General features: G+C 60.0%; 14 protein-coding genes. 9 read left to right on the forward strand and 5 right to left on the reverse strand.

Annotated elements, in window-relative coordinates:
- Window positions 1–498: 498 nt before the first annotated feature.
- A complete protein-coding gene (locus AC2GXZ_RS04200; RefSeq protein WP_483757847.1) occupies window positions 499–783 on the reverse strand; it encodes a hypothetical protein in 285 nt (94 codons plus the stop codon).
- Window positions 784–899: 116 nt separating this feature from the next.
- Complete coding sequence (gene hemF, locus AC2GXZ_RS04205) at window positions 900–1,814, reverse strand: oxygen-dependent coproporphyrinogen oxidase (protein WP_483757848.1); 915 nt, start codon at window positions 1,812–1,814, stop codon at window positions 900–902.
- A 233-nt stretch (window positions 1,815–2,047) separates the two neighbouring features.
- Here hemF and AC2GXZ_RS04210 point away from each other — a divergent pair, with 233 nt between their 5' ends.
- Window positions 2,048–2,305 carry a hypothetical protein gene (locus AC2GXZ_RS04210; protein WP_483757849.1) on the forward strand — a complete coding sequence of 86 codons (258 nt, stop codon included), beginning with the start codon at window positions 2,048–2,050 and terminating at the stop codon, window positions 2,303–2,305.
- A 29-nt stretch (window positions 2,306–2,334) separates the two neighbouring features.
- Here the strand turns inward: AC2GXZ_RS04210 and AC2GXZ_RS04215 are convergent, their stop codons facing one another.
- Window positions 2,335–3,987, reverse strand: coding sequence for a Na/Pi cotransporter family protein (locus AC2GXZ_RS04215; RefSeq protein ID WP_483757850.1), 1,653 nt, complete (start codon window positions 3,985–3,987; stop codon window positions 2,335–2,337).
- Window positions 3,988–4,113: 126 nt separating this feature from the next.
- Window positions 4,114–4,578 carry a tRNA (cytidine(34)-2'-O)-methyltransferase gene (locus AC2GXZ_RS04220; RefSeq protein ID WP_483757851.1) on the reverse strand — a complete coding sequence of 155 codons (465 nt, stop codon included), beginning with the start codon at window positions 4,576–4,578 and terminating at the stop codon, window positions 4,114–4,116.
- A 461-nt stretch (window positions 4,579–5,039) separates the two neighbouring features.
- On the opposite strand from AC2GXZ_RS04220, the gene AC2GXZ_RS04225 reads away from it, so the two are divergent.
- The 4 genes from AC2GXZ_RS04225 to AC2GXZ_RS04240 all read left to right on the forward strand — a co-directional run bounded on the left by AC2GXZ_RS04225 (window position 5,040) and on the right by AC2GXZ_RS04240 (window position 13,158).
- The gene (locus AC2GXZ_RS04225; RefSeq protein ID WP_483757852.1) at window positions 5,040–6,893 is read left to right on the forward strand and encodes an ABC transporter ATP-binding protein; all 1,854 of its coding nucleotides are present in this window, start codon (window positions 5,040–5,042) and stop codon (window positions 6,891–6,893) included.
- Window positions 6,894–7,105: 212 nt separating this feature from the next.
- Window positions 7,106–9,019 (forward strand): HAMP domain-containing methyl-accepting chemotaxis protein, encoded by a 1,914-nt coding sequence (locus AC2GXZ_RS04230; RefSeq protein WP_483757853.1) that lies wholly within the window; start codon window positions 7,106–7,108, stop codon window positions 9,017–9,019.
- A gap of 217 nt (window positions 9,020–9,236) precedes the next feature.
- Window positions 9,237–11,156, forward strand: a complete 1,920-nt coding sequence (locus AC2GXZ_RS04235; protein ID WP_483757854.1) for a HAMP domain-containing methyl-accepting chemotaxis protein — start codon at window positions 9,237–9,239, stop codon at window positions 11,154–11,156.
- A gap of 136 nt (window positions 11,157–11,292) precedes the next feature.
- Window positions 11,293–13,158, forward strand: a complete 1,866-nt coding sequence (locus AC2GXZ_RS04240; protein ID WP_483757855.1) for an ABC transporter ATP-binding protein — start codon at window positions 11,293–11,295, stop codon at window positions 13,156–13,158.
- 6 nt (window positions 13,159–13,164) lie between these two features.
- Here AC2GXZ_RS04240 and AC2GXZ_RS04245 read toward each other — a convergent pair whose 3' ends face one another.
- Window positions 13,165–14,106, reverse strand: a complete 942-nt coding sequence (locus tag AC2GXZ_RS04245) for an endonuclease/exonuclease/phosphatase family protein (protein ID WP_483757856.1) — start codon at window positions 14,104–14,106, stop codon at window positions 13,165–13,167.
- A 381-nt stretch (window positions 14,107–14,487) separates the two neighbouring features.
- Between AC2GXZ_RS04245 and petA the strand changes: the two genes are divergently transcribed.
- The 4 genes from petA to AC2GXZ_RS04265 all read left to right on the forward strand — a co-directional run bounded on the left by petA (window position 14,488) and on the right by AC2GXZ_RS04265 (window position 20,000).
- Window positions 14,488–15,066: a ubiquinol-cytochrome c reductase iron-sulfur subunit gene (gene petA / locus AC2GXZ_RS04250; protein ID WP_483757857.1), complete on the forward strand. Its 579-nt coding sequence runs from the start codon at window positions 14,488–14,490 to the stop codon at window positions 15,064–15,066.
- A gap of 11 nt (window positions 15,067–15,077) precedes the next feature.
- Window positions 15,078–16,367 (forward strand): cytochrome b, encoded by a 1,290-nt coding sequence (locus AC2GXZ_RS04255; RefSeq protein WP_483757858.1) that lies wholly within the window; start codon window positions 15,078–15,080, stop codon window positions 16,365–16,367.
- A gap of 26 nt (window positions 16,368–16,393) precedes the next feature.
- A complete protein-coding gene (locus AC2GXZ_RS04260) occupies window positions 16,394–17,293 on the forward strand; it encodes a cytochrome c1 (RefSeq protein WP_483757859.1) in 900 nt (299 codons plus the stop codon).
- Window positions 17,294–17,624: 331 nt separating this feature from the next.
- The gene (locus AC2GXZ_RS04265; protein WP_483757860.1) at window positions 17,625–20,000 is read left to right on the forward strand and encodes a putative bifunctional diguanylate cyclase/phosphodiesterase; all 2,376 of its coding nucleotides are present in this window, start codon (window positions 17,625–17,627) and stop codon (window positions 19,998–20,000) included.
- Window positions 20,001–20,051: the final 51 nt, after the last annotated feature.

Genomic DNA, 20,051 nt, shown 5'->3' on the forward strand with positions numbered 1-20,051 from the left:
TGTCGTTATTCGAATATCTCCAAAAGTGGAAAAGGGCGATTTCCATGAATTGAAGCACGTTTGTATTCTGGTAAAATATGATTTTAATCAGATATTTAAGTTGATATTTGAATCTGACTTCGCGGCGTCGTGCTCAGATCCGGAGACGCGTTTCGGGACGTCGGAAACGAAGCGGTCTGGACGCCTTGTTGCGGCATTTTCCGGCTGCGACAAATTGACCAAAATCAATTTTTGAGCGGTGCCGTATTTTCGCGCAATTAGATTATTTTTGCTCGATGATCGCCCTAATTCCGGATGCGGTCGAGTGCCGTTTGGAGAGCAAGCCGGAGGTCGATTCACAGCGAAGGGTTTGTGCCGGCTTACCAAAAAAAGCCGACACACCGGCCGGCTGGTGCCGTCCGGTGTGTCGGTCTCTCTATTGCAGATGATAAAGGCTAGCGACGGCGCGCCGCGCTCGCTTTTGCCAGGCCGCTGCAGATCTCCCGCTGGCCGCTGGCGTCAGTCGCCGTGCGCCCAGGCATGGAATACCGAGCCGTCGCCGGTTGCAGAGGCAACCTTTGCCGGCGACGCGGCCTTGTCGTTGGCTGCCGACATTTCCGACGACTTTCCTTCGAGCTGGCGTTTCACTTGAGCAAGGCAAAATGCATGCGGCAGTTCTCCACCGCTTGCCACACGCATTTCCGTCGCCAGACGGTCGATAAGTTCGGATTGCTGCAGGATCTTGGCATTGGCGTCCCCATCTGGGGGCGCAATGGGTGAGGGCATGCTCTTCGATGTAGGCATCGGATACTCCTCCCAGTTAACCGTTGCAGGTTAGCATCAGGCAAGCCGATTCGTGCATGACTTTTGTCAATCGAAGGTTGTTTTCCTCATCAAAGTTTCGTGCTGTCGCCGTGTGGTCAGGGCCAGCGGACGACCGGGGGCAGGGATGACAGGATCGATTCGACATTGCCGCCCGTCTTCAGGCCGAAAATCGTGCCGCGGTCGTGAAGAAGGTTAAACTCCACATAGCGGCCGCGGCGTATCAGCTGTTCGTCGCGTTGTTCTTCCGTCCAAGGCTTGTTGAAATTTCCCCTGACGATGCGCGGGTAGACGAGGTTGAAGGCACGGCCGACATCCTGGACGAAGGCGAGATCGGCGTTCCAGCCGCCTTTGTCCTCGCCCGATTGCAGCCAGTCGAAGAAAATGCCGCCGATGCCGCGCGGCTCGTTGCGGTGCTTCAAAAAGAAATACTCGTCGCACCAGGCCTTGTAGCGCGGGTAATCGGCAACGGCCTCGTGGCGGGTGCATGTTATCTCCATGACCCGATGGAAAAGCTGGCTGTCCTGATCTTCCTGGGTGCGGCGGTCGTTGAGCATCGGCGTCAGGTCGGCGCCGCCGCCGAACCAGTTGCTCGAGGTCACGACCATGCGGGTGTTCATGTGAACGGTCGGGACATTGGGATTGACCGGATGGGCGATCAGCGAAATGCCGGAGGCCCAGAAGCGCGGATCTTCTTCTGCGCCGGGGATCTGGCTGCGAAAATCGGCAGAAAACTCGCCATGGACGGTCGATGTGTGGACGCCGACCTTTTCGAAGACGCGGCCTTCCATCATCGACATGCGACCGCCGCCGCCTTCACCGCCGTCGCGCTGCCAGTCCTTGGCTGCGAAGGTACCGGGCGGCTGGTCGGAAAGAACGCCGGTCAGCTCCTGTTCGAGAGTTTCGAACGAGGCACAGATCGTGTCGCGCAGGCTTTCGAACCAGGCACGTGCCGCCTGCTTCTTGTCCTCGATATCCTCGGGCAAGCCCTTTGGCAGGTTCGGTCGCTCCATAGCGGGTCCTCTCGTCAGTCCGTCGATTCGTATCCTCCGGGCCCGGCATAACAGCAATGGCTTTCGCCGACCATTCCCAGAGCATGGACACATCCGACGCCGAGCATCGAGACGGGCGCAGGCTGCCCATTTCAGGCGACGTACCAGCTTTTCAGCAGTTGAAAATCAGACTCGTCAAACGTGTGAAGCGAGCCTATCTTCTTTTATTAGCAAGGTGCGGATGAGAGGCTTTCATGGCAAGATTCACACCACCGCCGCTGGATGGCTTGAAGCGGCGTATCGACCGCCACCGGCAGCAAATGGCCGGGCAACGCTCGGGCATGTTCGTACGAGAGACGTTCCAGATGTCCCGTGCGGATGCGCGCGAAAAGGCGCGAGAATGGTTCGAGGCATTTCCCAAGGCAGCATACTGGACCGAGGTGGAAACCTGGCGTCAACTGGATGGAGACCAGATCGAGTTCACAATGCGCCGCTTGCCGACGGCGGATTAAATTCTGCGTGATCGGATGCTGACAACACCTCAGGAGCGCTGTTCGGCCTGACGCAATCGGCTCTCGATCAACAGGCCGCTGTCGTCGAGTATGGGATGGGCTACAGAGACGATGTGGGCGTTGATGCGCTTCAGGTCGCGCAGCATGTCGAGATGCAGCGAACTCGTTTGCAGACTTTCCAGTCGGCCGTCGCGAAGCCGCTCCAGATGGCGTTCCGCCGAGCGTTTCTCCAGCCGCCTGACATCGACCTTGATCTCCATCAGCCGCCTTGCAAGATTAAAATCGCCGGTCACGAAGACCGTCTGTGCGGTGCGCAGGTTATCGATCGTCAGGTCGAATAGGTCAGCCAATTCCTGATAACCATCGTCGGAGAATTTCAGCCCCTTGCCGATCTTTTTGGCCAGCTGGTCGCACAGACCTTTCTCAATGATGTCGCCGATATGTTCGAGATTGATGGCGTAGTCGATGATGGCGATCGAGCGTCTGGAATTTTCGTCATCCAATCCCTGTCGGCCGAGCTTCGACAGGTAGATCTTGACGTCCTGCTGCAGCCTGTCAACCCGAGCTTCGAGCAGGCCGATCTCCTTGAGCGGCATGATGTCATTATGCTTGAAGGCGTTTTCGGCGCGGATCAGCATGCGCTCGATCTGGTCGCCGACGCCAAGCACCTCGCGTGTGGCATTGGCGAGCGCGCGTACCGGGTCGTCCAGTTCATCCGGATCGAGAAAAAGCGGGCCGGTCTCCTTTTCCGGTTCCTCCGGGATCAGGCGGGCCATCAGTTCGGAGACCTTGCCGCCGAACGGCCATGCCAGCAGTGCCAGGACGAGGTTGAAAGCCAGGTGTGCATCGACCGGCAGTTTCTCCGGCGAGATGGGCAGCATCTGCAGGAAGTCGGCCGCCATGCCGGCCATCGGCAGTGCCAAGGCGCAACCGATGGCACGGACGAGGAGGTTGCCGCGGGTTATCCGGCGGGCTTCCGGCGGACTGGCAAGCGTTGCGACGACCGGCGGAATGGCGCCGCCGAGATTGGCTCCGAGGATGAGGACGACGACAAGGCCGGGCGAGGCGATGCCGCCCGATGCCAGCGACAATATCAGGATGACGACGGCAAGGCTCGAGGAGGAGACAAACGCGAGTGCTGCGGAAAAGAGCAGCGCGACCAGCCAGCTCGAATCGAGCAGGCCGAGAAAGGCTGTCAGCGCGGGAGACTGGCGCATCGGTTGCGTCGCAAGAGCCAGAAATTGCAGCGACAGCAGCATCAGGCCGATGCCGATCAGCGCCGTGCCGAGCCCCTTGCGGGCGGGGGAGCCGTTGCGCAGCAGAACGAGGCCGGCGAGCAGAAGCAGCGGCGCGAAGATTTCCGTCCCGGCAGCCACCAGCCAGGCGGTCACGGCGGTGCCGACATTTGCGCCGAGCAGCACGACCTGCGCCATGCGCGGATTGACGAGGCCGCGTTCGGCAAAGGAAGCGGTCATCAGCGCGGTGGCGGTGGAACTCTGCAGCGCGATCGTCGCGACGAGACCGGAGAGGAGCGAGCGGATGCCGCTTTTCGTGCTGTTTGCCAGCCCGGTGCGCAACCGCGCGCCGAAGGCGCGGGTGACCCCTTCCTTGACCTGGGAAAGGCCGAAGAGAAGCAGCGCGACTGCGCCGAGAATATTGATGACGACGAGCGTCGACTGCAATGCGAACTCCCCGGATTCATCATGGAAAAAGAGGGCGATTCCGTTGCCGGCTAATGAATATTAGACCTTTTGCACTGCAGTGCAAGGTGCTGGCTGCGACAGAAGAGATGGTTGCGAGCGACGGCTTTAGAGAGACCAGAGTGTCTGACGCATGGCTTCGCCGGCGATCATGGCCGCCGACATGGCGACGTTGATCGATCGTTGTCCCTTGATCATCGGGATCAGGATGCGGCCCTCTACCGCATCGTGGACGTTATCCGGCACACCGGCGCTCTCGCGTCCGAAAAGCAGGATGTCATCCGGCTTGTAGGCAAATTGGGTATAGGGTTCGGGCGACCTGGTGGTGGCGAGAACCAGCCTGCGGCCGCTCGATTTTCGCCAGTCGTCGAAATGCTGCCAGTTGACGTGGCGGGTCAGCGAGACGGCGGAGAGATAGTCCATTCCGGCTCGCTTGAGATTGCGATCGGATATGTCGAAGCCGGCCGGTTCGATGATGTCGACGCCGAGGCCGAGGCAAGCGGCAAGTCTCAGGATCGTGCCGGTATTACCGGGTATGTCGGGCTGGTAGAGGGCGATGCGCAAATCGGTCATACGGCCTGATTAGCGCATCGAGGCGTAAACCGGAAAAGCTTTTCGAACATCGTGGTGCTGAAGATGCAAACCCTGCAGCGTCCGGTCAGGGCTTTCGGCTTCGGCCGTGGAAATGGCGGGCGGCGCACAGAGATTTTCTTCTTCGGTGTAATGCCGCAGCCTTTATCTGGCAGCTGATTTGGTCTTTTCAATTTTGCTGCGAGCGTGTATGAGAACGGCCTGTTCAACGCCCATTTTGGAGGCTTACATGGATATGACCGTGCTCTCGCGCCTCCGTCAGTCGGATCTTCGTCTGGCCTGAGGCGTTCGCGGTTCACGCAAAGTCTTCTTCACTGATCCGCTATCCATAGAACTGTTCGTGGTCGGCCAAGGCCGTGCCTGTTCCACCCCTCGACCCTTGCCGGGCATGGTGTTGTCACCCCCGGATCGATCGAGCGGCGTCCGAGTTTCGGAGCTTATTGATGTTTTCGTGGTTTGAAAGCCGTCTCAATCCCTATCCCGTCGATCCGCCGGGCCTGCCGCCGAAGGGGCTTTTCGCCTTCTGCTGGCATTATACGAAACCGGCATGGCCATGGCTTGCGCTTTTGGGCAGCTGCTCGCTGGCGATCGCGGTGGCTGAAGTGCTGCTCTACCAGTTCCTCGGCAATATCGTCGACTGGCTGGCCTCTGCCAACCGGCAGACCTTCCTGACCGACGAATGGGGCCGGTTGTTCTGGATGGGCGCCCTGGTGCTGGTCGGGCTGCCGCTGGTCGGCGCCATCCATACGCTGACGATGCATCAGGTGCTTGCCGGCAATTATCCGATGATCGCACGCTGGCAGATGCACCGCTTCCTGCTGCGGCATTCGATGGCCTTCTTCGCCAACGAATTTGCCGGCCGCGTCTCCACCAAGGTGATGCAGACGTCGCTTGCGGTGCGCGAAGCGGTGATGAAAATCATCGACGTGTTCGTCTATGCGATGGGCTTTTTCGTCTCGATGCTGGCGCTGGTCATCGCCGTCGAGTGGCGGCTCGTCCTGCCGCTGATCTCGTGGTTCGTGCTTTATGTGTTGATCCTGCGCTACTTCATCCCGAAGCTTCGCAAGCTTTCCAGCGAACAGGCCGATGCCCGTTCGTTGATGACCGGCCGGATCGTCGACAGTTATACGAATATCGGCACGGTGAAGCTGTTTTCCCATGCCGGTCGCGAGGAGCATTATGCCAAGGAGGGGATGAACGAGTTCCTCGGCACCGTCCACCGGCAGATGCGCCAGATCAGCCTTCTGAACATCTGTGTCGACCTCAACAATGCGCTGACTGTCTTTGCTGTTGCGGCACTTGGTATCTGGCTGTGGCTGAGTGCCGGCGTGACCGTCGGCTCGATCGCGGTGGCGATCGGTCTTGCGATGCGCATCAACGGCATGTCGCAATGGATCATGTGGGAGGTAACGGCGCTGTTTGAGGCGATCGGTACCGTCTATGACGGCATGAATATGATGACCAAGCCGCATGACGTGACCGATGCGAATGGCGCTCCGTCGATCACCACGCAGAAGGGACATATCCGTTACGACAATGTCCGCTTCCATTACGGCAAGACGAAGGGCGTGATCGACGGGCTGACGCTGGATATTCCGGCGGGCGAAAAGGTCGGTCTCGTCGGGCGTTCCGGCGCCGGTAAGACGACGTTGATGAACCTTCTCCTGCGCTTCTACGATCTGGAGGCCGGCCGCATTACCATCGACGGTCAGGACATTTCGGCGGTGACGCAGGATAGCCTGCGCGGCATGATCGGTGTGGTGACCCAGGATACGTCGCTGCTGCACCGTTCGATCCGTGACAACATCGCCTATGGTCGCCCGGACGCAAGCGATGCCGAGATCGTCCAGGCGGCAAAACGTGCCAATGCCTGGGAGTTTATCGAGGGGCTGTCCGACCTGCAGGGCCGAACCGGGCTTGATGCGCATGTCGGGGAACGCGGCGTCAAGCTTTCCGGCGGCCAGCGGCAGCGGATTGCGATTGCCCGCGTCTTCCTCAAGGATGCACCGATCCTGGTGCTCGACGAGGCAACCTCGGCGCTCGATTCGGAAGTCGAGGCGGCGATCCAGGAAAACCTCTTCGCGCTGATGCAGGGCAAGACGGTGATCGCCATCGCCCACCGCCTGTCGACGCTGACCGAGATGGACCGCCTGATCGTGCTCGACAAGGGACATGTCGTCGAGACGGGCACGCATGAGGAACTCGCTCAGGCCTCGGGTATCTATGCCGACCTCTGGCATCGGCAGTCCGGCGGTTTCCTTGGCGATCATTCGCTGGACGAAGCGGCGGCGGAGTGATCCGCCCGTTGCAATTCCATCAACCTGCGGGATCCGCATGCTGGGGGGCGAGTGCCCTTCCAGCGTGCGTCCCTGAATTTCGACCTGCATCGTTTGTCGCAGATTTTTCAATGCGATCAATTAGCATTGGCTGGTAAGCCTTTGTTTATTCCGAACTGTCAGGGATGCGTAGGGTGCATGGCACCATTGCGTATTGTTGACGGTTTGAAACGATGAACATGATAAAAATCAAAATTCTTCTCCCAGCCCTTTTTGGAATGATCGTTCTCATGCTGGTGGTGCAGGGGGCACTCGGCATGCGTTCCGTCTGGCAGCTCAACGCGCAGGCCGGCAATATCAGCAACCGGATGGACAAGACGCTTCTGATCGCGGACATGGACCGTGATCTGTCGAATGTGCGCCGGCTCTATCTGATGGTTTCGCTGGCGAGCAATTCGGACGAGAAGCGGACGGCGCTCGCGCTGCTGCAGGATGCCAATGCAGCGCGTGTCGAAGCGTTCAAGGTGTTTTCCGATGCCCAGGGACCTGCCGTGCGACCACGGTTCGAATCGCTGAAGCAGCTCGTCGCCGACTATGACAAGCTTGGCGAACAGTTCGTCGGCCTGATGAACAATTCGCGGGTCTACGAGGCCAAGGCGCTGATCGCCGAGATGACGCCGAAGGGCGCAGAAGCCGGTAAAATCCTGCAGGGCATGATCAACGACAACCAGCAGGCTGCCATCGCCGACAAGGATGCGGCGGCCGGAGCAACGCAGTTCATCACCTGGTCGACCATCGCCGGTGTCGCCGTCGCCGTGCTTTTGGCGATCGGCGCCGCCGCGCTCAGCCTCGTTCGTGTTACCCGGCCGATCGGCGCGATCACGCAGTCGATGAATGCACTGGCCGGCGGCGACAACCGCGCCGAGATCCCCTATGCGGGCCGAAAGGATGAAATCGGCGAAATGGCTGCCGCGGTTGCCATATTCCGCGACAACGCACTGGAACGTGCCCGCCTCGAGAACGAGACCGAAGCCAACCGGTCGATGAGCGAGCGCGAGCGGATTGCCCGCGAAGAACAGAAGGCGCGCGAGGCCGCGGATGTGTCTTTCGCCGTGGATGCACTTGCGCAGGGTCTCAAGGGCCTGTCGGATGGCAATATGACCATCCATCTCGATCAGCAGTTTGCAGGCCAGCTCGACCAGCTGCGCAGCAATTTCAACGAGTCCGTTGCCAAGCTGCGGACGGCGTTGCGCTCGGTCGGCGACAATGCGCGGATGATCGATGCCGGTGCCAACGAGATCCGTTCGGCGGCCGACGACCTGTCCAAGCGCACGGAACAGCAGGCGGCCGCTGTCGAGCAGACGGCTGCAGCGCTCGAAGAGGTCACGACCGCGGTCAAGGATTCGGCCGTGCGGGCCGGTGAGGCCGGTACTTTGGTCGACAGGACCCGTGTCGGCGCCGAGCGTTCCGGCGATGTGGTGCGTCAGGCCGTTGCGGCGATGGAGGCAATCGAGCAGTCGTCGGGCGAGATCGGCAACATCATCGGCGTCATCGACGATATCGCCTTCCAGACCAACCTCTTGGCCCTCAATGCCGGTGTCGAGGCTGCCCGCGCGGGTGAAGCCGGCAAGGGCTTTGCTGTCGTGGCGCAGGAAGTGCGCGAGCTCGCCCAGCGTTCGGCCAATGCTGCACGGGAGATCAAGGCGCTGATCACCAAGTCCGGCGAGAAGGTTCGCGACGGCGTGAACCTGGTCGACGAGACTGGCAAGGCACTGCAGACCATCGTCTCCGAGGTTCAGAAGATCAACGGCAATGTCGCTTCGATCGTCGTTTCCTCCCGCGAGCAGTCGACCGGACTGACCGAGATCAGCACCTCCGTTCACCAGATGGATCAGGGCACGCAGCAGAACGCTGCGATGGTGGAGCAGACGACAGCAGCAAGCCATAGCCTTGCGACCCAGGCTGCCGCTCTGATCGATCTCCTTGCCCAGTTCGATCTTGGCGAGGGTTCCAGAGCCGTGCGGGCGGCAACGCCTGCTTCGCGGCCGGCAGCTTCGCCTGCACGGGCGCTCGGCAACCGGGTCGCCTCCGCCTTCGGCGGCGGTTCGTCCGCGGCGGCATTGAAGCAGGAATGGTCGGAATTCTGAGTTTCAGTTCATAGACATCGATGATCGACGGCGGCTTCGGCCGCCGTCTTTTTTTGTCTCGTCATTTTGGTTGGTCGCCAAAAGTAACTAACTGTTACATCCATTCTTATAATTCTTATTAAAAGCAACTGGTTAACTGTATTTCAATTGTCTCTTGGTTAGGTGATGGTGTCGGACGGGGAGGCCGGCTCCCGATGCTCTAACCATTTGGTCCGCTATGAAAAATCTGAAGATTAAAGTTCTCATCCCGGCCTTGTTCGCGGGTGTCGTTACCCTTGGTCTCATCCAGGGCGGCATGGCGCTGAAGTCGCTTTCCGAACTTGAAACCAAGGCCAACGAGATGGGCCGCCACATGACCGGCAGCTCCAACATCTCGGCGCTGGACAACAGCTTCGGCGATTTGCGCCGGCATTACATCACCTTGCTTTCGGCCGAAGACGCTGCGGAAATCGAACACCTCAAGCCGCAGATTGCCGATGCCGAGAAGGTTCGCGATGACGCGCTGAGTGCATTTTCCGAGCGCATCACGCTGCCGGCCACGCGGGCAAAATACAATGATCTCGTCGATGGCTTCCGCCGTTATGACGCATTCGCCGAACAGATGGTCGCGCGGGCCCTGACCGGTGAACGCCTGTCGCTGAAGCCTTTCATGGTCGCCAACATGGATCCGATCAGCAGCAAGGCAAACGAGATCGTCATGGGCATCGTGCAGAACAATGCACGGCTTGCCGACACTGCCATTTCAACCACCGCGGATGTGGCGCGTTCAGCCCATATGGGGACGATCGTTTCGCTGATCCTGTCGGCACTTGTGGCGATCGGTGCCGCCTTCTTCTCCTATTTCCGCGTCGTGCGCCCGATCGGCGACATTACCAGCTCGATGAACACGCTTGCGGCCGGCAACAACGAGGCTGTCATTCCGCATGCCGATCGTCGCGACGAAATCGGCGAGATGGCCGCGGCCGTTTCCGTCTTCCGCGAGAATGCGCTGGAGCGGGTCCGTCTGGAGCGCGAGACCGAGGCCAACCGCTCGATGAGCGAGCAGGACCGGATCGCCCGCGAAGAACAGAAGGCGCGCGAGGCCGCCGAGGTCACTTTCGCGGTCGATGCGCTTGCCTTCGGCCTCAAGAGCCTGTCGAACGGCGACATGACCGTACGCCTGGAACAGCCGTTCTCCGATCAGCTCGACCAGCTGCGCGTCAACTTCAACGAATCCGTGACGAAGCTGCAGGACGTATTGCGTTCGGTCGGCGAGAACGCCCGCATGATCGATGCGGGCGCCAACGAGATCCGCTCGGCGGCTGAAGACCTGTCGAAACGCACCGAACAGCAGGCTGCATCGGTCGAGGAAACGGCGGCCGCGCTGGAACAGGTGACCACGGCAGTCAAGGATTCGGCCGTGCGTGCCGGCGAGGCGGGCAAGCTCGTCGAGCATACACGCGGCGGGGCGGAAAAGTCGGGCGAGGTCGTTCGCCAGGCCGTCAGTGCCATGGAGGCGATCGAGCAGTCGTCGAACGAGATCGGCAACATCATCGGCGTCATCGACGATATCGCCTTCCAGACCAACCTGCTGGCGCTTAACGCAGGTGTCGAGGCGGCACGTGCCGGCGAGGCGGGCAAGGGTTTTGCCGTCGTCGCCCAGGAAGTGCGCGAACTGGCGCAGCGTTCAGCCAATGCCGCCCGCGAGATCAAGGCACTGATCGGCACGTCCGGCGAAAAGGTTCGCGACGGCGTTGATCTGGTCGGTCAGACCGGCCAAGCGTTGCAGACGATCGTCAGCGATGTCCAGCGGATCAGCACCAATGTCGGTTCGATCGTGGTGTCGGCGCGCGAGCAGTCGACGGGCCTTTCCGAAATCAACACCTCGGTCAACCATATGGACCAGGGAACCCAGCAGAACGCTGCAATGGTCGAGCAGACGACGGCAGCCAGCCATAACCTGGCGGCACAGGCCGCGGCCCTTACCGAGCTTCTGTCGCAGTTCAAGCTTGGTGAAGGTTCAAGGGCCGTGCGATCGGCAACGCCAGCCTCGCGTCCGGCCGCATCGCCGGCCCGTGCGCTGGGCAATCGTGTAGCCTCGGCGTTCGGCGGTGGTTCGTCTGCCGCTGCCATGAAAAAGGAATGGTCGGAATTTTGAGCGTCGACCGATAGATTTCGATGATGGACGGCGGCTTCGGCCGCCGTTCGCATTTTGCCAGACTTGTCGACCAAACTTGCCGAAATGTAATTCTCCGGCCCTTTGCCTGCTCTGCTGCGGCCGCTATATCCCTTGCATGGCCATCACCCAGTTTTTCCACTTCTTCGAAACGCGCATCAGCCCATTCGCAGCGAAGGGAGACCTGCGGCCGCCTCAGGGCACGCTGGCCTTCATCTGGTTCTATGTGCGCCAGGCCAAGGCGCCATTCCTTGCCATGCTGGTTCTCGGCGGACTGACGGCGGCGATCGAGGCGGCGCTGTTCTGGTTCGTCGGCCGGCTGGTTGATATTCTGGCCAGCATCGACCGGGCTCAGGGCTGGGCCGGCCTGATCGCCGCGCATGGCTGGGAGCTCGGCGGCATGCTGGTGCTGATCGGCGTCGTGCGCTTCCTGGTGACGCTCACCACCGCGGTCGTCGACCAGCAGATGATCACGCCCGGCTTCTACAATCTGGTACGCTGGCAATCCTACCAGCACGTTGCACGGCAATCGCTGTCCTTCTTCCAGAACGATTTCGCCGGCCGTATCGTGACCAAGGTCTGGTCGGGCGGGCAGGCGGCGGGTGATCTTGTTACCTCGCTGATGGAAAGCGTGTGGTTCGTCTGCATCTATTCCGTCTCGATGCTGACGCTGGTCGGCGGGCTCGACTGGCGGCTGGCGGTGCTGGTGCTGGTCTGGGTCGCGGTTTTCGCCGCGCTCGCCCGTTATTTCGTACCGCGCATCCGCTTCCATTCGAAAGAGACGGCGGAGGCGGCATCGATGCTGTCGGGCCGGATGGTCGATGCCTATAGCAATATCCAGACGCTACGCCTGTTCGGCCGCGACGAGGCGAATGACCGCTACATGCGCGAAGGCTTCGATACCTTCCAGTCGTCGACGATCATATTCACCCGCTTCATCACCGGTGTCAGAGCGTCGATGGCATTGCTTTCCGGGGTGATGATCACCTCCATGGCTGCACTCTGCATCCATCTCTGGCTGCAGGGAAGGATAACGTCGGGTGCCGTTGCCTTCACGCTTGCGCTTGTGCTCAGGCTGAATTTCCTGCTCGGCCGGCTGATGACGCAGTTCAACGGCATCATGCGCAATTTCGGCACCGTGCAGAATGCCGCCGAACTGATTTCGCAGCCGATCCAGATGACCGATGCTGCCGATGCGCCGCCGCTCAAGGTGGAAAAGCCGGAACTCCGCTTCGACGATGTCAGCTTCCATTACGGCCGCCCCTCGGGCGTTATCGATCATCTCAACCTTTCGGTCCGTGCCGGAGAGAAGGTCGGCATTATCGGCCGCTCGGGGGCGGGCAAATCGACGCTGGTCAATCTTCTCCTGCGTTTCTACGACATCGAAGGTGGCCGGATCACGATCGACGGGCAGGACATTTCGAAGGTCGGCCAGGAAACACTGAGGGCGCAGATCGGCATGGTGACGCAGGATACGTCGCTGCTGCACCGGTCTATTCGCGACAACATCCTGTTCGGCCGGCCGGACGCATCAGACGTGCAGCTTCTCGATGCTGCGCGCAAGGCCCAGGCGGACGGTTTCATCGACACACTCGTCGACCAGCGCGGCCGCAAGGGGTTCGATGCCCATGTCGGCGAGCGGGGTGTGAAGCTATCAGGTGGTCAGCGGCAGCGGATCGCGATTGCCCGCGTCATGCTCAAGGACGCCCCGATCCTGATCCTCGACGAGGCGACATCGGCGCTCGATTCGGAGGTGGAGGCGGCGATCCAGTCGAGCCTCGACGAGTTGATGCAGGGAAAGACGGTGCTTGCCATCGCCCACCGGCTGTCGACGATCGCCATGCTCGACCGGCTGATCGTGATGGACAAGGGCCGGATCGTGGAAGAGGGGACGCATGCCCAGTTGCTCGCCAGGGGCGGTCTCTATTCCGAGCTCTGGACGCGGCAGACCGGCGGGTTCCTGGCGGCCGATGCCGCACAGTGAGGCCTGTCAATTGCCGGTAAGGGCCAGATCGGCAATCAGCCCGGCGTGGTTGGAGCCGTAGGCGCTCGGCAGATTGGCAATCGATCTGATCTTCAGCGGCTCGCGAACATAGACATGATCGATGGGCAGGCCGAAGACACCGAGGCTGACCGGCCATGTGGGCGGTTCCCAGGATGCTTTTCTAAGCCCGGCCCATTGCAGGAATGCATGGATGTTGGGCTGTAGCGACGAGGCGTTGAAATCACCCGACAGAACGAGTGGCCCCTTGGTGTCGGTGATGGCCAGCGTGGCGCGCACCAGTTCGACCGTCTGGAACAGATCGAAATAGGGTTTGGTCGTGTGAATGCCCGCCACATTTACCCTGTGTCCGCGGATCTCGGTGTCGGCCAGGATGAAGCGGTTGTCGAAGATCGGCCCGAGCGTTCTGACTGTGCCCCGCAAGGGGGTTTTCGACAGCATCAGCTGGTCGCAATCGATCACCTGCGCGCCGCAGCCGATCCGGTAGGGATAGGTGCGGCTCAGTTCGGCAAGATGCGCCTGCAGCGGTTCGGCCTCCATGATGTTGACGACATCGGCACCCGATGCGGCAATCATCCGGGCGATCGCTTCGCCGTTCGGATAGTTTTCGGAAAGAATATTGAAGGAGAGCAGCCGGAACCCCGGGGCGTTCACGTCGCTTTCGCTCGCCATCGCGGTCAATTGCCGGCTGATGACCAGCGCATGTCCGGCCAAGGCGAGCGACACGGCAAGCAGCAGAACGGAGACGATATTGCGATGAAGGGTAAGGGCGACAACCATTGCCGCGGCGCAGGCCACGGCCGCATGAAGCTGCAGACTGTGGAGAATGGCCAATGCCCAATGCGGATGGAAAAAACGGGTGCCTATAGCCAAAAGGATAAGTGACACGGTGACGCAGATTGCGACGGATAGGATCGTTCTTACGGTCATGATCTGGTCCGAAGCGCTTCGTCGAGGATGCCTTAGCACGGGCACATGTTGCTGGCAACGCAGCGCTTTCCTCGTCCATGCCGTCTTTCCGGCGCTTGATCCATATCAAGTTCCCCGTTGATTTCGCGGGCTAAATCATTGCCGCTGCATAGTGTCGCAAGACTGCGTTGCAGTATCCGGTCGTCTACATGCCAAAATAGCAATCTGCGCCTCCGCGAAGCGCCGAAGACCTTGCCAAGGCGGGAACTTATCTGCGATCAATTCTATGGTCGCACCGACTTGCTGGAGAATCGGTGTTCGATCTATGGTGGCGAAGGCTTAACCATAGCCAAGGAGGAGGCATGCGAATGACTGGGCATTGCATGAGAGGATGGTTGAACCGTGAGTGAGCAAAATCCAAACGAAGGAACGCTGAGCGAACCCACGCGCCGCGATTTCCTCTATCTGGCGACCGGCATGGCCGGTGTGGTGGGAGCAGCGGCCGTCGCCTGGCCATTCATCGACCAGATGCGTCCGGACGCATCGACGCTGGCGCTTGCCTCTATCGAGGTGAACGTCGCGGCCGTACAGCCGGGCATGTCGCTGACCGTCAAGTGGCGCGGCAAGCCGGTGTTCATCCGCAACCGCACACCCAAGGAGGTTGAAGAGGCAAACGCCGTCGCTCTTACCGACCTCAAGGATCCGGTCGCCCGCAATGCCAATCTGGCGGCAGACGCGGAAGCGACAGGCGTCGATCGCTCGGCGGGTAAAGACAAGGAGAACTGGATCGTGATGATCGGCTCCTGTACCCATCTCGGTTGCGTTCCGCTCGGTCAGTCCGGCGATTTCGGCGGGTGGTTCTGTCCCTGTCATGGCTCGCATTACGATACGGCGGGCCGTATCCGAAAAGGTCCTGCGCCGCAGAACCTGGCAATTCCGACATTCGCTTTCGCAAGCGATACCGTGCTCAGGATCGGGTGAGGGGCAGACACATGAGTGGACATTCGTCTTACCAACCGTCGACCGGGATCGAACGGTGGATCGATCAGCGGTTGCCATTGCCGCGTCTTGTGTATGACAGTTTCGTCGCCTTTCCGGTGCCGCGAAACCTGAACTACGCCTATACGTTCGGCGCCATGCTGTCGGTCATGCTGGTGGTGCAGATCCTCACCGGGATCGTGCTTGCCATGCATTATGCGGCATCGACCGGCGTCGCATTCGACAGCGTCGAAAAGATCATGCGTGACGTCAACCATGGCTGGTTGCTGCGTTACATGCATTCCAACGGCGCATCGTTCTTCTTCATCGCGGTCTATCTGCATATCGCCCGCGGTCTCTATTACGGTTCCTACAAAGCGCCGCGCGAGATCCTCTGGATCCTCGGCGTCGTCATCTACCTGTTGATGATGGCAACCGGCTTCATGGGTTATGTGCTTCCCTGGGGGCAGATGTCGTTCTGGGGTGCGACCGTCATCACCGGTTTCTTCACCGCCTTTCCGTTGGTCGGTGAATGGATCCAGCAGTTCCTGCTCGGCGGTTTTGCCGTCGACCAGCCGACGCTGAACCGGTTCTTCTCGCTGCATTACCTGTTGCCGTTCATGATCGTCGGTGTCGTCATCCTTCACATCTGGGCGCTGCATGTCACCGGTCAGACGAACCCGACGGGTGTCGAGGTGAAAAGCAAGACCGATACGGTGGCCTTCACGCCCTATGCGACGCTGAAAGATGCCTTCGGCGTCTCGATTTTCCTGGTCGCCTATGCCTGGTTCATCTTCTACATGCCGAACTTCCTCGGCCATCCGGACAACTACATCCCGGCCGATGCGCTGAAGACCCCGGCACATATCGTTCCCGAATGGTATTATCTGCCATTCTACGCGATGCTGCGGGCGATCACCTTCAATGTCGGCCCAATCGATTCAAAGCTTGGTGGCGTGCTGGTGATGTTCGGTTCGATCATCATCCTGTTCTTCCTGCCCTGGCTCGATACATCCAAGGTTCGGTCGGCAGTCTATCGTCCCTGGTACAAGCTGTTCTTCTGGATTTTCGTCGTCAACTCGATCCTGCTCGGCTGGCTCGGTTCGCAACCTGCGGAAGGGATCTACACGACCCTCTCGCAGCTTGGCACGCTCTACTACTTCGCCTTCTTCCTGGTGATCATGCCGCTTCTCGGACTGTTCGAGACCCCGCGGCGCATACCCAACTCGATCACCGAGGCGGTTCTGGAGAAGCAGAAAAAGCCGGTCGCGGATCTTGCCGAGCCGCAACAGGCTTCGGTGTGAACGTGGCGACGGAGAGGGACAGAAACATGAAAAAGCTTGTAACAAGCATCCTGTCGCTGGCGTTTCTTTCCGCTATCGGCGTTGCCGGTGTCGGTCTTTCAGGAGCGACTGCACAGGAAAATCACGATGCGGCCGCCGGCGCCGAAGCCCATGCGGAAGGCGGCACGCCGCATTTTCCGATCCACCATCCGAAGAACGAGGCGTGGAGCTTTGCCGGGCCTTTCGGCCATTACGACAAGCAGCAGCTGCAACGCGGGCTGAAGGTCTATACGGAAGTCTGTTCCGCCTGCCATTCGATGCGGTTGGTTTCCTTCCGCACGCTGGAGGACCTCGGCTATTCGGAAGCCCAGGTGAAGGCGTATGCGGCCAATTACAAGGTCCAGGACGGACCGAACGGTGATGGCGAGATGTTCGAACGTACGGCGACGCCGTCCGACCATTTCCCGTCGCCTTTCCCCAACGCGGAGGCGGCGGCTGCAGCAAACAATGGTGCTGCCCCGCCGGACATGTCGCTGCTCGGCAAGGCACGTGGCATTACCCGTGGCTTTCCGCAATTCGTCTTCGATATCTTTACGCAGTATCAGGAAGGCGGGCCGGACTATATCTACTCGCTGATCACCGGCTATCAGGAGCCACCGGCCGGCATCGAGGTGCCGGAAGGCGGGCATTATAACCCTTATTTCGCCAATGCCGCGTCGCTTGCCATGGCGCCGCCGATTGCCGACGACCAGGTGACCTATGACGACGGTTCACCGCAGACGGTGGATCAATATGCGAAGGACATTTCGGCCTTCCTGATGTGGACTGCCGAACCACATCTTGAGGAACGCAAGCGCACCGGTTTCATGGTGATGGTCTTCCTGGTGATCTTCAGCGGACTGATCTACCTGACGAAAAAATCGGTCTATGCCAACAAGGGGCACTGATCACTCGAAAGTGTGACATACAGAAAAGGCGGCCTCGGCCGCCTTTTTGCTGCGACCTGTTCCGGCTGTACAATGGCGTTTGTCAGGTGACGCGCGTGGGGAACTGGGTGATTTAGAAGTAAATTATGTTTATTCCGCACGCGGATCCGGCTTTGCATTCCATGCCCAGGCCCGTATTTCTTGGATATTCTTGAAGATGCCAAGATCTGTTTGAGACAGTTCGCTCGGAATTTGCGTTATTACGTCAGGAAAGTTTAAAGGTTTCGATGGAAGGATGGCCTGGAAATACGGGGTGGTGTTTCTAAGAGCAATATTGGGCCGGGGAAAACAAATGACTCATTCTGTAGAGAGTCGTTTCATTGCCATCATTTCGGGCGCGCTTCTTGTCGTCGTGGCACCGCTTTTCACTGTCTTTCTCGCTCTTTCCTCGCAGCAGGCTTCCCAGAGCATCGGCGAACATGTCGATGTGGTGATCAGCAGCAATACCCAGGCACTCGGCAAGCCCCTGTGGGAGCTGGATAGCGAAAGCATTCATCAGGTGGCGCAGATGCTGGTCGCCGACCCGATGATCCACGCGGTGCAGATCACGGATACGACCGGAAAGCTGAACATCTTCGAGATCGCCCCGAACCTGTTTGATCTGAGCGACCATCAGACACGCAGCCAGCCGATCACCTACAAATCCCTGCAGGGCATTCGGGAAGTCGGCACGCTGACCGTCTATGTGCCGATCGCCAGCTGGTTTTCCGGGCTGCACCAGACCGAGCTCGCATTCATCTCGATCTTCATCATTGCTATCCTGACTGTGTTCGGCGCCGCCGTCTTCGGCAACCGGATGATGGTTGTCAGGCCGTTGATGCGCCTGACGGCTGCGATCGAAGCGACCCGGCGCCTCGGCTCGCGCCATCATGTCGACTGGCGTTCCAACGACGAAATGGGACGGCTGGCAAAGAGCTTCAACGAAATGCAGGCCTTGCTCGAACGCGAGGAGCGGGAACTGAAGCGGGCCCATCAGCAGACGATCGAAATCTACAATATGACGCCTGCCATGCTGTTCTCCCTGACGACCGGCGACACGATTGCCGCCGTCAGCGATTACTGGCTTCTGGCCACCGGCTATCAGCGTGAGGACGTTATCGGACGGCATTTTTCCGATCTGGTTTTCCCGGCCGACAGGTCGCTGTTCGAAACCCGCAGGCAGGCAATGTCGGGCGAGGGTGCGCCGATCGAAATCACCGTCCGCTTCCAGTGCCGTGATGGCCGGCCGATGAGCGTGCTGATCGCCGAGGCCGATTTTGGAGCATCGAGCAGCCATCTCGTCGGTTCCTTGAGCGTGATGACCGATGTCACCGAACTCAAGCAATCCGAGCTGCGCAATCACCAGCAGGCGATCTCCGACCATCTGACGGGTCTTCTCAATCGGCAGGGGTTTGAAGCGGCGCTAGACCGCCACATTATCGACGCCGATCGCCTCGGCACGAAAATGGCCTGCCTGTTCGTTGACCTCGATCGTTTCAAGGCGATCAACGACAATCATGGCCACGCGGCCGGCGATCTGGTGCTGCAGGAATTCGTCGCCAGAGTTCTCCCCATGCTGCGCAAGGCGGATACCGTCTCGCGGCTCGGCGGCGACGAGTTTGCCATCGTGATCGTCGGCGATGATGCCGAGCAGCGCAGCAGCGATCTCTGCCAGCAGATCATGGACATGTTCGAAACGCCGTTCCGCATCGAGGGTACGAGCATGCGGCTGAGCGCCAGCGTCGGCGTTGCCTTCTATCCGGAACATGCCTCGGCGGCGGCTGAGCTGTTGCAGAAATCCGACCTTGCCATGTATGCACGCAAGCGCGACGGCAAGAACGGCGCCAAGGTCTATGATCCGGCCATCCTGACGAAGACACGCGAGAAGGCGGAGATCGAGAGCGATATCGAAGTCGGCATTGCGGCCAACTGGTTCGAGGCACATTTCCAGCCGATCGTCAGCATTGGCGACGGGCTTCCCGTCGGCTTCGAAGCGCTGATGCGTCTTCGCCATCCCCGCAAGGGGCTTTTGCCGCCGGGACCGCTGGTGAGCGTTGCCGAGGAGAATGGAACGATCGGCGAGATCGGCAATCTCATTCTCGAAGATGCGCTTGCCAATCTCAATCGGGTATCGCGGCTTCCGGGGCTTGCGAACGCCTATGTCGCCGTCAATTTCTCGCCGCTTCAATTCGAGCCGGGCCTTCCCACCCGGCTGGCGGCGTTGCTTGCCCATAACGGCATCAGCCCGGATCGCCTTGTTGTGGAGATCACCGAAGCCGTGCTTATGCATGACGATCCGGGGATCCGTCGGGTGCTGTCCGAACTCCATGATTTCGGCTGCCGTATCGCACTTGACGACTTCGGCACCGGCTATTCGTCGCTGAGCTATCTCAACCGCTTCCCGGTTGATATCGTCAAGATCGATCAATCCTTCGTGCAATCCATGCTTGGCGGGGAAACGGATGTCGAGCGCAAAAGCCGGATGCTGATAGAAGGCATCACCACCATCTCGCACAAGATGCAGTGCAAGGTGGTGGCGGAAGGGGTCGAGACGGCGCAACAGCAGCGGCAGCTGCTGCAAATCGGCGTGGACTTCGCCCAAGGCTACCATTTCTCGCGTCCGCGCGAGATCAATGATCTGCTGGCGGACCTGTCCGGACATCCGGGCGTCAATTCTCTCGCCAGTTAAATATGCCGTAACGCATGTCGACAAGACGCTTCCAACCGCCTTCGGGAGACA

The sequence above is a fragment of the Aliirhizobium sp. YIM B11859 genome (assembly GCF_057163345.1).

Coding starts and splice junctions, on each gene's coding strand:
- AC2GXZ_RS04200 (WP_483757847.1), bottom strand. CDS start 783: ATGCCTACATCGAAGAGCATGCCCTCACCCATTGCGCCCCCAGATGGG.
- hemF (WP_483757848.1), bottom strand. CDS start 1,814: ATGGAGCGACCGAACCTGCCAAAGGGCTTGCCCGAGGATATCGAGGAC.
- AC2GXZ_RS04210 (WP_483757849.1), top strand. CDS start 2,048: ATGGCAAGATTCACACCACCGCCGCTGGATGGCTTGAAGCGGCGTATC.
- AC2GXZ_RS04220 (WP_483757851.1), bottom strand. CDS start 4,578: ATGACCGATTTGCGCATCGCCCTCTACCAGCCCGACATACCCGGTAAT.
- AC2GXZ_RS04225 (WP_483757852.1), top strand. CDS start 5,040: ATGTTTTCGTGGTTTGAAAGCCGTCTCAATCCCTATCCCGTCGATCCG.
- AC2GXZ_RS04230 (WP_483757853.1), top strand. CDS start 7,106: ATGAACATGATAAAAATCAAAATTCTTCTCCCAGCCCTTTTTGGAATG.
- AC2GXZ_RS04235 (WP_483757854.1), top strand. CDS start 9,237: ATGAAAAATCTGAAGATTAAAGTTCTCATCCCGGCCTTGTTCGCGGGT.
- AC2GXZ_RS04240 (WP_483757855.1), top strand. CDS start 11,293: ATGGCCATCACCCAGTTTTTCCACTTCTTCGAAACGCGCATCAGCCCA.
- AC2GXZ_RS04245 (WP_483757856.1), bottom strand. CDS start 14,106: ATGACCGTAAGAACGATCCTATCCGTCGCAATCTGCGTCACCGTGTCA.
- AC2GXZ_RS04255 (WP_483757858.1), top strand. CDS start 15,078: ATGAGTGGACATTCGTCTTACCAACCGTCGACCGGGATCGAACGGTGG.
- AC2GXZ_RS04260 (WP_483757859.1), top strand. CDS start 16,394: ATGAAAAAGCTTGTAACAAGCATCCTGTCGCTGGCGTTTCTTTCCGCT.
- AC2GXZ_RS04265 (WP_483757860.1), top strand. CDS start 17,625: ATGACTCATTCTGTAGAGAGTCGTTTCATTGCCATCATTTCGGGCGCG.